The organism is Pseudomonas sp. NFACC16-2 (assembly GCF_900119205.1).
Classification (GTDB): Bacteria; Pseudomonadota; Gammaproteobacteria; order Pseudomonadales; family Pseudomonadaceae; genus Aquipseudomonas; species Aquipseudomonas fluorescens_Q.
Map to the genome: position 1 here is coordinate 17,322 of NZ_FPIX01000058.1, position 10,965 is coordinate 28,286.

At 60.2% G+C, this 10,965-nt stretch carries 10 protein-coding genes; 3 read left to right on the forward strand and 7 right to left on the reverse strand.

Translation table 11 applies throughout. The annotated features are described in order from the left end of the window. The first annotated feature begins 72 nt into the window (after nucleotides 1–72). Entirely contained in the window at nucleotides 73–384 is a 312-nt protein-coding gene (locus BT116_RS27945; RefSeq protein ID WP_072348803.1) for a tetratricopeptide repeat protein, read from the forward strand. 94 nt (nucleotides 385–478) lie between these two features. Here BT116_RS27945 and BT116_RS27950 read toward each other — a convergent pair whose 3' ends face one another. From BT116_RS27950 to BT116_RS27975, 6 genes are all read right to left on the reverse strand, one after another. After that, nucleotides 479–3,433, reverse strand: coding sequence for a bpX6 domain-containing protein (locus BT116_RS27950; RefSeq protein WP_072348805.1), 2,955 nt, complete (start codon nucleotides 3,431–3,433; stop codon nucleotides 479–481). Further along, nucleotides 3,420–5,255 (reverse strand): hypothetical protein, encoded by a 1,836-nt coding sequence (locus BT116_RS27955; protein WP_072348817.1) that lies wholly within the window; start codon nucleotides 5,253–5,255, stop codon nucleotides 3,420–3,422. The genes BT116_RS27950 and BT116_RS27955 overlap by 14 nt, the downstream gene beginning before the upstream one ends. Then, nucleotides 5,255–5,701 (reverse strand): bpX5 domain-containing protein, encoded by a 447-nt coding sequence (locus BT116_RS27960; protein ID WP_083569201.1) that lies wholly within the window; start codon nucleotides 5,699–5,701, stop codon nucleotides 5,255–5,257. Before BT116_RS27960 ends, BT116_RS27955 begins: the two co-directional genes overlap by 1 nt. Beyond that, a complete protein-coding gene (locus BT116_RS27965) occupies nucleotides 5,698–6,819 on the reverse strand; it encodes an AAA family ATPase (protein WP_072348807.1) in 1,122 nt (373 codons plus the stop codon). The genes BT116_RS27960 and BT116_RS27965 overlap by 4 nt, the downstream gene beginning before the upstream one ends. A 206-nt stretch (nucleotides 6,820–7,025) precedes the next feature. Next, the gene (locus BT116_RS27970; RefSeq protein ID WP_072348809.1) at nucleotides 7,026–7,553 is read right to left on the reverse strand and encodes a hypothetical protein; all 528 of its coding nucleotides are present in this window, start codon (nucleotides 7,551–7,553) and stop codon (nucleotides 7,026–7,028) included. 85 nt (nucleotides 7,554–7,638) lie between these two features. Continuing rightward, nucleotides 7,639–8,334: a DUF1963 domain-containing protein gene (locus BT116_RS27975; protein ID WP_072348811.1), complete on the reverse strand. Its 696-nt coding sequence runs from the start codon at nucleotides 8,332–8,334 to the stop codon at nucleotides 7,639–7,641. Nucleotides 8,335–8,758: 424 nt separating this feature from the next. Between BT116_RS27975 and BT116_RS27980 the strand changes: the two genes are divergently transcribed. After that, the gene (locus tag BT116_RS27980) at nucleotides 8,759–9,406 is read left to right on the forward strand and encodes a ferric reductase-like transmembrane domain-containing protein (protein WP_072348813.1); all 648 of its coding nucleotides are present in this window, start codon (nucleotides 8,759–8,761) and stop codon (nucleotides 9,404–9,406) included. Nucleotides 9,407–9,592: 186 nt separating this feature from the next. Beyond that, nucleotides 9,593–9,742 (forward strand): hypothetical protein, encoded by a 150-nt coding sequence (locus BT116_RS31150; protein WP_170846008.1) that lies wholly within the window; start codon nucleotides 9,593–9,595, stop codon nucleotides 9,740–9,742. A 119-nt stretch (nucleotides 9,743–9,861) separates the two neighbouring features. Here BT116_RS31150 and BT116_RS27985 read toward each other — a convergent pair whose 3' ends face one another. Beyond that, nucleotides 9,862–10,224 carry a DUF6124 family protein gene (locus tag BT116_RS27985; protein WP_072348815.1) on the reverse strand — a complete coding sequence of 121 codons (363 nt, stop codon included), beginning with the start codon at nucleotides 10,222–10,224 and terminating at the stop codon, nucleotides 9,862–9,864. Nucleotides 10,225–10,965 lie beyond the last annotated feature (741 nt).

Genomic DNA, 10,965 nt, shown 5'->3' on the forward strand with positions numbered 1-10,965 from the left:
CGAACGCAGAGCGTCCGTGGAGGCATTCCCACGCAAAGCGTGGGACGATCTTAGTCATGAGGAGTTTTTAAAATGCTCGATTCCCTGGAAAAAATGCTCGCCAAGGGTGTGGATAACTCTCTGCTGCGCTTCGGCCTGGGCAAAGGCTACCTCGACCTCGGCGAATTCACCCGCGCCGCCGAACACTTCCAACGCTGCGTCGAACTTGACCCCAAGTATTCAGCTGCCTGGAAACTACTGGGCAAGGCCCACCAAGGCCAAGGCGACCTACCGGCCGCCCGCCAAGCCTGGGAACAAGGCCTCGAAGCCGCCCGCGCCCACGGCGACAAACAAGCCGAGAAAGAGATGACGGTGTTCCTCAAGAAACTGGATCGCCATCCCTGATACCGCCCTCAAAGCCACCAAGGGCCCCCGTGGCGAGGGAGCTTGCTCGCGCTTGAGTGCGAAGCACTCATAAAACCCCCATCCCGGCGGTGCATCACTGCACCGACAGACTGCGCACCACAGAGCGGGTTGTGTCGATATGCCACAGCCGGCCCTGATGGTCGAAAAGCACCCATTCATTGCCCACGCAACGCAGTTGCGCATGATGCAGCGGCCAGTGCAGGACGGCGCATAACCGGTCACTTTGGCGGTGGATGAAGTGCCAGCGTGCGTCATCGTCGCCAGTTGCGTAGCAGACTACCAGCCACTGCTCGAACGAGTAGACGTTCAACGGGTCGGTAAATTCTTGAATCAGACCGGGCAAGTGATAGCGCTTGCTCGTGCCGCCCTCGTACGCCCTCAGCATGGGATCGCTGTCGGCTTCATGCTCGATCCAGAACTCAGTGATTCGGCCTGCCGCGTTATACACCTGCCAACTGTGCTCCTCACGCCTCGCGGGCATGGATTCGCGGCTGAGCAATCGGCGGTCGGGCAGGCGGTAATGCCAGAGTTGGAAGTCCTGTGGGGTGTCCAGCAATACGGATTCGTTGCGTTCGTCATCCCGAAGGAAGGCAACCCGCCCGGGCAGATCGCCGACGTGCCAGAGTGTCTCGAACCGGCGATCCACATCCACGACGCGCAATTGCGAGCCTCGGCCGACGGTCCAGGTCGTGCCGTCGAAATGCTTGGCGAAGGCATCCAGCATCAGCACGCCCAGATCGGTGGCGCTCCGATTGACTAGATCCAGTTTGCAGATGCGCCAGACGTCGCCGCGACGCGCCAGCGCCAGCGCGACCTGGCGGCTGTGGCCCAGCACGATGCTCTGGGCGGGCACCGGAAAGTGGAAGGCCGTCTTGCCGCTCGCCTCGACCACCGATGCGCCAGCTTCGCCCAGTGCCAGGAGGTAGCGTCCGTCGGTCAAGGGCACGGCATCGCAGAGAGCCCGGTTGCCCCTTTCTAGGGCCGTGAACGACAAGGGGGTGCTTACCCGCTCAAGGCTCTGATTAAGAAGTTTGTTCTTGGGCAGGGCGCTGCCGGGCAGGTCCGCTTGTAGCAACTTGTCCTTGCTCATTTTTACCAGCGCTTGAAGCTGATTCTGGGTGAGATGAGCATGTGGCCCGGCCTGATCACAGATCATCGCCCGCACGGTCGCGGCAGCCAGCCAAGCCAGCGCGGGACTGTGGGCCTTGTGCGCCAGCAGCGCCTGGGCCAGTGCGGCGCGCTCCACGACCCGCTCGGGGTCGTTGCGCAGTTTTTCGACCCAGGTTTCGTATGTCGAGAGGGTGTCGGGAAGCAGGATAGCCCGTTTCACCAACGCGCCGATGGCCAGGCTTCCTCCTGCGGCTTCGGCGGCCAACAGCCATTGCGTGGCGCGTTCGTGCTCTGCCGGCAGACTCCAGATCACGTCCACTGCCTGCAACCACAATCCTTTTTCAGTCAGGGCCAGCGCCCATTCCAGGCGCAGGCGCGCGGCGGCTTCCGGCCATTTCTTTTCGAGCAGGATGACGGCATCTGCGAACGCGTTGTCGCGCCGCGCGACTTGCAGTGCTCGCTGCCAATCCCCTGCCAGGCACAGCAGACGCACAATGGTCGAGGTGGGCATGTCCCAGGCCAGCGCGAGATCAGCCGCCTGTTGATAGCGCTGGTGCTTTTCCAGATAGTCGAGCGCTTCCTGGCGTGCCCTCAATAGCTCGGCGAGGACAAACACGGCTTCCTCGATACGCCCCTCGCGATCCAGTCGCTCAAAGGACCGCCGGTAGACCTGCTTGAGGTGGGTTTCAAGGTCTGCCTCAAACAGCATGCTGGTGCGAGGCCCTGAATGCTGGGTGAGCGCCAGATCCTGGCGCCTGCTGGGTGTGCCGAAGGCTTGACCTGCATTGCCCTGGCCGCCGCCCAGCGGAATGGCGTGGCGCAGTGCTTCTTCCAGGTCGCCGTTTTCGAACATCTCCAGCATGCGTTGCATGTAAGCGGCCTGGCGCTTTCCGTAAAGCGCTGACAGGCGTGAATTCTGGGTCAGACGCGTCAGCCAGCGCCGCCATCTGGCCGGGCCACGTGGCTGGCCCGACGCCCGTGGCGGCACCGGCGGCTTTGATGGTCGGTCGGCATTGGCGGTCGTGGTAGAGGGCGCGTGGCTTGCTGCCGAATGGGTACCGTTGCGTCGCATCCAGGCACGCACCGCCATCAGTATCAAGGTGAAAAGTGCCGCGCCAATTACCGTCCAGATCAAGACGCTGCCCAGATCGAACGTGGACGGATCCACAGAGCGTGGCGGCTTGGCTGTCTCAGCAGCACGGGTAGCGGCTGGTAACTGCGGGCCGTAGAGGGAAAGCGTTTGGTAAAGGCCCATACCCACTGCCAATGCAATGAGACCGAGCAGGCCGTGTTGCAACGAGCCGGTACTCTGCGGATTGTTCGCAGGGCTGTGACGCGCCGTAGAGGCGCCAGGGGCGGTGGCCTGACGTTGGCGCTCCAGCAGGGCTCGCATCACCGCCTCTCGCTCGGGGCTGACCGGCGCAAGCGAATCACCCAGGATTTCCCGTATGTCGGTCTGTACCGCCAGTGGTTCGACTTGTGGTTCCGGTAATACGTCCTGGCAGTCGTAAGTGTCGAGCAAGGCGTACTGGCTGACGTCGATCCATTGAGCGGGGGCCAGCGCAGTTGCGTCGCGCAGGTGCAGGGCATTGACCTGCGTGCCGCGCACCAGCCAGACATCGGCTTGGGCCAGGCGCTGCATTTCCTCAGGACTCAGCCGTGCTGAGCAAAGCGTTCGGCCCTGGCGAATCAGTGGCCAGCCAGCGAGCCCTTCACACAGCATGGCGCCTGCCTTGGGAAAGCGCAGCAGGTCGCCGTCGGCAAAGCGATAGGCCCTGGCGTCGGTTTGCCAGTGGGTGAGTATCAGTCGCGCCCGTTCCTGCTCGCTGAAGCGCTCAACGGGGAACCACAGCGCCTCGATCGGTTGATAACCGCTCAGTGCCGGACGGCGAATAATGACCGAATCAGGTCCGGACATGAGGCGCGTCCTCCGACTGCGTTTGTGCCTGATTGCATATGACCTGCAACACCCTGCGCTCGTCCCGGACCGAATACACCACCAGTTCCCGAGCCTTGGTCAGGGCGGCGACCAGCCCGCTCATCGGGCAAAAGCTGATTCTGGCAATGGCCTCGCTGGTGGTGAACAGCACATGTTGCTCACCCCGGCAGTACAAGGCGACCGTCTGCTGGTTGGGGCCGAGCAGGACCATTGAAAGCACCTCGTCCTCCCCAATCAGCAAGCCCAGGCCTTTCCAGCCGGGGGCCAGATCTACCTGGCTGGTCTGAAGGTCCGGCGCCACCATTTGCCACTGTTGCTTCTCGTCGACCAGGCGCATCCACGCGCAACCGTGGAAGGCGCGTTCCCAGAGGGGGCTTGCCGGGAACAACACCTGATCGACGTCGACGTCCTTCGCCGTGCCGACCACATGGCCCGCGGATTGGCTGATCCAGGGATTGATCCGGTGGACGTACAATCGACCGGTATCGTGGCGCAGATAGGCCAGCATGTTGCGATCGACCTGCGCCATGTCCACCACCTGATCGGCCATCGAGTGGGTGATACCAGGTTGGTGCGGGGTGGGCAGCTTGCCGTTGTCGACCACCCAGAAGGCCAAATGACCTTTGTTGTCGAGCAGGAAAACCCGGCCGTAGGTGCCGTTGTGCAGCCACACCATGGGTAGCAGCGTGGCGGTGCCCACGGGCATCTGCAGTTGTTCACGCTCAGGCCGGGCGGCGGGCTTGAGGCCAGGCATGTTCCAAAAGACCAGTTGCTCGTCGAGGCTCAGGATCGCGCCGGGCATGCGGCCTGGAAACGTGATCGCCAGCGGTGTGCTGCGGTTGTTCCAGAGCGTCCGGCGAACATCGAGCGGTTTTTTCTGCCGGGGAGCCGGAAGCTTGATCACCACAAGCCCAGGCTCGTCGAGCAATTTCAGGGCGACATGGGAGCCGCTGGTGGCAATGATCGGAGCTAGCGTCAGCGCAACCCGTGGAATGGGGGTCTTGACCGCGGTGCGAGCCATCTGCCGCGCGATGTCGAACTCGCCCTTGATCAATTGCAAGGCAAGGCGCTCGTCGGGGTTGGGCAGGGCAACTTGTCGGGTACCCAAGTCTTGCAGCGCGAACATGAGGCTGCGGCCATCGAGGCTACGCTGTATCTGGACCCGATGAGTGCAGGAGCGGGCGTCGGTAGCGGGCAGTTGGTGGCCGACGACCCAGCGTTCGCCGCTGTCGTAATCCTGCTCCGACAGCCAGGCGCGCCAAGTCTGCCAGTGCTCATCATTGACGGTCTGATACGTGCGGGCGTCGAGCAGTTGCTTCAAATGCGCTGCGCCTTTGAACTCATGCAACTGCGGCGCGTTTTGCAGGATGCCCCAGCGCAGCTCGGCCCCGGCTTCGCTGGCACGGCGGGCGAGCAGGATCAGCAGCGCCAGATGCACCAGTCGCGGCACGCCCAGTTGCAGCGGGCCAGCGTCGAACAGCACAACGATCATGCGATTGGCCTGATGGGTGCGATATTGCGGCGCCAGGAACAGGTGTTCGCCAACTACCGCCCTGCGCAGAAACTCGTCGGGTAGCTCATCGGCCAGTAACCACTCGCTGGCGAGTAGTCGTTCATACGGGCCACGGCGTTGCAGGTCGCCAAGGCCGTCGGGTTCGGGCACGCCGCCCTGTTGCATACCGCGCAATGGGCCTAGCAGCGGATTGAGGCGTGCGAACAGATCCGCCAGCAAGGGCAGCTGTTCGGGGGGAAACCATTGCAGCCAATCTCGCCAGGGTTGCAGGGATTGCGGTAATTGCATCAGCGACCTGCCCATCCGTCCTGAATACGTTGCAGATGCCGGGCCGTGACGGGCAGGCATCGGTCGAGCGGCACCACTGCCCTGGGGGCATGCCACAGCAGCAGGGGCGCACGCGCAAATCTGCCGAACAGCGCTTGCCCCATCAGGTCGAGCGGTGCGTCGGGTTCCCAACTGGTGGGCAGCCAGAGGCCGGGGGCGGCGGGCTCGGTGCAGGCGTAATCGACACCCTCGACCCACGGCAGGTCATCGGCATTGCCCGTGACGATCAGCACGTCACGATTAGCAGTGGCTTGCAGCTGCGCGGTCTGGTCTTCGGGCATGCGCAGCAGCCGTGCGTGCAGGCGCGCCGCCACTTCGCCCCAGGCCACGGCAGCCTGTGGTTGACCGGGCTCGCGCCGCACTCGCCAGTCCCAGTCGAGGGCAGTGGCGGTGTCCCTATTCGTCATGCCTGGGTTGTCAGCAGATGGGCCACCTGTCCACGCGCTTCATGCAAGCGCTGGGGGATGGTCTGGCTGTTGAAGTTGGCGTCGATTTCGCGCAGCAGCGCTTCCAGCAACGGGCTGGCAGGCGGTTCGCTGCGTGCCAGGTAATCCTCTGCCGTTTCAAGCAGACGATGCAAGCGAGCCATAGGTTGCAGCGTCGCTTCCTCGACGGCACTGAACAGATGGCTGTTGCTGCACTGGGCAAAAAGATCCTGCAGCACCTCGCGACCGTGTTGCTGAATTTCCCGGGTCGGCAGCACGTAAAGCAGTGGCCAGAGGTCGGCTTCGCTGGCTTCCAGATGCCCGCGCAGCAAAGCCGCCGCTGCGATCAGACGCTGGGATTTGACGATACGTCGGTCGGAGAGCTGTATACCGGCTTCCCGCAACCGGCGGATGGCCTGGGCCAGCGCTGGCCGCACCAGTGACAAATCGACGTCCTTGAGCGCGTGGCCCAGTGTGTCGAGCTGAGTCAGCCCCAGCAGTTGTGGAACCGGGCGTTGCTCCGACTGCCAGCCGCCGGCCAGCATCGCTTCGAGCTGGTTGTCGGGTACTGCGTCCACGAACAGATGCAGCAAAAAGCGGTCGCCGAAGGCCGCCAGCGATTCGTCGTCGGGCAGGCCATTCGCCGCTGCGACACAGACGCGCAAGGGGCACTGGACCTGGGTGTGACCCCGGCGGAAACGTCGTTCGTTGAGCACGCCAAGCAGGGTGTTGAGGATGGCCGTCGAGCCCAGGAACACTTCATCCAGGAACACAATGTCGGCTTCAGGCAGCATGCCGCTGGTATCGGTTTCAACCGTGCCTTCGCGCAGCTTCTTCAGATCGACCGTGCCAAACAGTTCCGAAGGCTCGGTGAAACGCCCCAGCAGGTACTCGAAGTAACGACCGCCCATGGACTGCGCGACCCGACGCACCACGGCGCTTTTCGCCGTGCCGGGCGGGCCCACCACCAGAATGTGTTCCTGGGCGACAGCCGCCAGCACGATCAACTCGGCCAGTTGCTCACGGCCGACCAAGCCCTCGGTGGCTGCGCGTACGGCGTGACGGATCTGACTGGCGGCGAGATCGAGCGAAGCGGACATGGGGCATCTTCCTTGAATCTGGAGGGGCACATCTTGCCTGAAGGAGAGGGTGAGCTGGCAAGGTCATCGGCATGCAATGCGCAAGCTTGAGCCCGTTGTGTTGCCCTTTGCTGGGGAGCTGGGGGGTTATGAAGTGGCAGCGGCTTGAGTCGGTTGGCTGAAGATAGTAAGGGGGCAGACTGAATCAGAAGTCTGTCCCCGTATTCCTAGATGCTTCTGCGCACCACCCGAATCACGCGGGGCGCTACTGCGTCCATGAACATGAAGCAACGGCCAAATAGTGCCTTCTTGCCAAAGTCATCGAAAATGTTTGAGCCGAGCGGAGTTATCAGAACTTCATCGGTGGCTAAAGCTAGCTGGTGATTGCTCTCGATTTCATACCAGTACTGAACGGCAACGCTGTCCAGAACCAGATTGAGCGCAGGGTGGTTGTACTGAACCAGCACGTTCCCATCTTTCATGGGGGTTGGGTTCATGTCCGGGTGGGAGTTGAAGATCTTCGACAGGGTCTCCTTTGCGAAGATTTCAGCGTCTGTATCTGAGAGACCATCAGGGAGTAAAACGCACGTGCAATTTGAAAACACGGCGAGATCGTGTTGATTGTTGGTATAGAGCTGCAACCGCTCAATAATTTGCTCGGTTGGCTGCGTGATCGCGGGTTTCCAGTCTGGAACTGGAGGAAACCTTTTTGGTGGATTCCGCGGAGGTACGTTTTTCTTGAAAAATCCAAACATCCCGAATCTCCAAATGCGCCTAACGTTGCTTAACTTAGAAAAAAGGAGGCTTTTTTCTCTGAAAATAAATCTGGCCTGCCTTCCTTTAGTAAAAATCGTAATAAAGCGCCCACTCTCCAGTTTCGTTGTGTTTCCAGAACATCAGGCTCCCACTGTCGACCACGTTCAGATTGATCTTCACATCCGATGAGATCTGGAACACAAACTCGAAGCCTTCACCCGGATCAACACCCGACTGGCAAAATGAAGGGTAACCGCCGATCTTGTGTTCGTAGGTGTGGGTGATCAAGTCGTTATAGCTCTGTATCTCGCCTGCGCGCTCCAGCGTGATGATTGCCTGCTCAAGGTCCTCCGGGACACCACCGCCATCCCACAGTGGAAAGTCCTCCGGCACCGCTTGCGCTGTCAGCGGGAAGGGTTTGAGGAATGTCCCTGCCACCGGCAAAGACTTGCGCACCAACACGTCATCCGGCCCATATTCGCGGATGACCCAATTATTCCCCATCGGCTCAAAGTGCTCGGGGAGCGGGTTTGAAATGAACACCGTCAATACACGAACTCCCGCCAGCAGCGGGCTATGGACGGGTAGGGCAGGCAGGTAAAACTGCGCATAGGGGAGCAACGGTTGCCCCGCCTGGTTGGTGGGTACATCTTCATCAGGCCGGAACAGGAAGACGTTGCCCAGCCAGCTCTCTTCATCGGTCCCGGCAGGACGAAAACCGCCGGCAACAAGTTTCACGGCGGGGCGGGCCAGACGTTGCTTGATTTCCTGAATGTCCATGGCGATGTAGATCTTCCTTTTGCTACAGATGTAAGGGCCGCAGACTTTCAATATCCGAGTGTCATCGATACCGGCTCGGCCGTTGATAAGCAGACGATATAATTCGAAGGCAAGGCGGACAAGCCGGCGGATTCGGGTTTAGTTGTAGGCCAAGGCGCAAGGATGGAAAAAGGGGAGGAATTTACTGACTGAAAATAAAGCTGTCCCCATTTTTCGCGCTGGTTGCACGCCAAGTGCAGCCGCTACCGTTCGGATTCATGGCCTGCATGTGTAAGCCACTGTATCCAGCGCCTTCGCAGACTCAAAACGACGCATAAACGCCGGTTCTCGAACATAGCCGGTATACATCCCCTTGCAAGAATTCTCCCCATCGACTCGCCATCGGATCCCCGAATGGCGAGCCCTTATTACAGGAGATCTTGCGATGAATACCCAACCCTACCGCCCTCAGGGCTGGCAGCTGTTCAGCCTGATCGCCGTCCTGGTGGTGGCGATGAGCATCGCGGCTGTCGCGGTACAACCCGACCTTGTCGAGGGCCTGCGCAGCGCCATCCGCGCCACCGCCCGCTCCTCCTTCGCCCTTTTTCTGATCGCGTTCACTGCGTCGGCCTTTGCCGTGCTGGTGCCTTCACCGTTCGCCAAGGCATTGGTCCGCGAGAGACGCTTCATCGGCCTCGCCTTTGCCTTCTCCCACCTGGTGCATGCCGTGCTGATCTACGCCTATGGGCAGCTCAACATCGAGTTCTGGCCGGCCCGCACCGTTTCCAACAACATCCCGGGCGGGACCGCCTACGCCTTCATCCTGCTGATGGCCCTCACGTCATTCAAAGGGCCCGCCCGACTGCTGGGCCCCAAGGCCTGGAAGGCATTGCATGTCACCGGCATGTGGGTCATCGCCGCTGTATTCGCCTTCTCCAACTTCAAACGTATCCCGATGAGCGACTGGTACGTGCTGCCTTTCGGCCTCACCTGCGCCGCCGTGGCGATCCGACTGGTCGGCAAGCTGGCCATGGCCAACAAACGCAGCCAAGCCAGGCAAGCGTCGATGCGCCGGGCAGCGGTCGCCTCCTGATCGTCCAGACAGGCGGCCCGGCGTAACGCGAGCAGGCTCGCATTGACCTTAAGGGTATTGCTTTATGGAAGGTCGCAGAACACGTGAGTTCGAAAACAATATAAAAAACTGACAGTTCTGACAGTGGTCAAATAGGACCGAGTCCGGCACTTTCTGGGTTCATTTACTGCATGGGAGTGCAGGGTCATGAGCTCAAAAGACAAGAAGGTCGATGTGGGTTTTAAAGGCACGGCGAAGGCTACGCTCAAACCGGAGGCGGTAGCTCCGGAATTCAAGGGCGCGGCGCAGACTACGCTCAAACCGGAGACGACACCCGAAGATCAGACCAAGCCTTAGTCGTCATACCGGACACGGCATAAGAAATTGAGGATATTTAGAGCCTATTCGTCCGCTTCCAGGGATGAAAAAACGAGAAACCCGACGCAAGACGTCGGGTTTTTGTTAGGGAATAAATACTATTGTCGCGGTTCTACGTTATCCAACACCCGATTCGCCAACAACGAACCCAGCTCAATCAACTGCTGAATCCCCAACGCCACATGACGCCGCGATCCATCCAGTTCGAACGCGAGGTCACTCACCATCGCATCAGCCGAAGCCAGCGTCTCACTGAGATTGGCGAGCAAGCATTCGTTATCGAGGCCTTTCACAACGGTGAATAGCTGGCCCGGTTTTGGTTCATCTTTAGATTTTTCAGATTTCGGCAGCAAGTAGTGATCGAGCACGCGTTTGGTCGTTTCGGCTTGCTGCTTGGCTTTGGATTTTGCGGATGTAGAGGTGGAATCTGCTTCTGGCGGATTCGGGGTTATTTTGAACATAAGCTTCGGTTCCAGATGTGATGCCGACACCCCGAAGCTACTAAACAATGGGGTGGCAGCTGTACGCAGGTTAGTAGACCGGGGAACCGAAGAAGCCGGCGCGCCTAAGCGCCCTGCGTACAGCCACCATCAAGAACAGGGTCGGGCCCTGTTTGAGGCGCGCTTGTACAACTTCGATTACCTCGGGCTACTAAACCCGACCACTGATGGGCAGTGGCAAGGAAACAATAGAACTCCGGGACAAGGCGCACAAGCGGGCGGATTCTGGCGTAGTTGTAGGCAAAGGCGCAAGGATGCGTGGCTTGGAGGAAGCGCGTAGCAAGGTCTGTAGGACTAATGCTTGCCAGCGATACAGGCGGCTCGTTTTCTCTGAAACCGCGTCATTTTCATCGTGAGCAGGCTCGCTTGTATGTTTAGACTTGAAGGGGTGGGCGGGACTAAAAGCTCGATTCCGACTCTAGCCAGTACGGACCGTGGGAGACTTCTCGTCCCGCCCTTTCTACCCAAAGCGCCAATAAGGAATTCATCGGTAAGACCGACGATAGAGGCAAGCCAGCGCAAAGGTAGACCCCGACAAGCACCTAAACCCTAGCTCCGAGGATTCGTCATGACAATCCTTACCTCGCCAACGGTTGTTGGCATTGATGTCGCCAAGGCCGAAATAGTTGTTTATCGCTCTGACCTGCAAACCATTGATACCGTCAAGAATGATCGAGCAGCCCTCAAGCGCTGGCTTAAAAC

Coding starts and splice junctions, on each gene's coding strand:
- BT116_RS27945 (WP_072348803.1), top strand. CDS start 73: ATGCTCGATTCCCTGGAAAAAATGCTCGCCAAGGGTGTGGATAACTCT.
- BT116_RS27950 (WP_072348805.1), bottom strand. CDS start 3,433: ATGTCCGGACCTGATTCGGTCATTATTCGCCGTCCGGCACTGAGCGGT.
- BT116_RS27955 (WP_072348817.1), bottom strand. CDS start 5,255: ATGCAATTACCGCAATCCCTGCAACCCTGGCGAGATTGGCTGCAATGG.
- BT116_RS27960 (WP_083569201.1), bottom strand. CDS start 5,701: ATGACGAATAGGGACACCGCCACTGCCCTCGACTGGGACTGGCGAGTG.
- BT116_RS27965 (WP_072348807.1), bottom strand. CDS start 6,819: ATGTCCGCTTCGCTCGATCTCGCCGCCAGTCAGATCCGTCACGCCGTA.
- BT116_RS27970 (WP_072348809.1), bottom strand. CDS start 7,553: ATGTTTGGATTTTTCAAGAAAAACGTACCTCCGCGGAATCCACCAAAA.
- BT116_RS27975 (WP_072348811.1), bottom strand. CDS start 8,334: ATGGACATTCAGGAAATCAAGCAACGTCTGGCCCGCCCCGCCGTGAAA.
- BT116_RS27980 (WP_072348813.1), top strand. CDS start 8,759: ATGAATACCCAACCCTACCGCCCTCAGGGCTGGCAGCTGTTCAGCCTG.
- BT116_RS31150 (WP_170846008.1), top strand. CDS start 9,593: ATGAGCTCAAAAGACAAGAAGGTCGATGTGGGTTTTAAAGGCACGGCG.
- BT116_RS27985 (WP_072348815.1), bottom strand. CDS start 10,224: ATGTTCAAAATAACCCCGAATCCGCCAGAAGCAGATTCCACCTCTACA.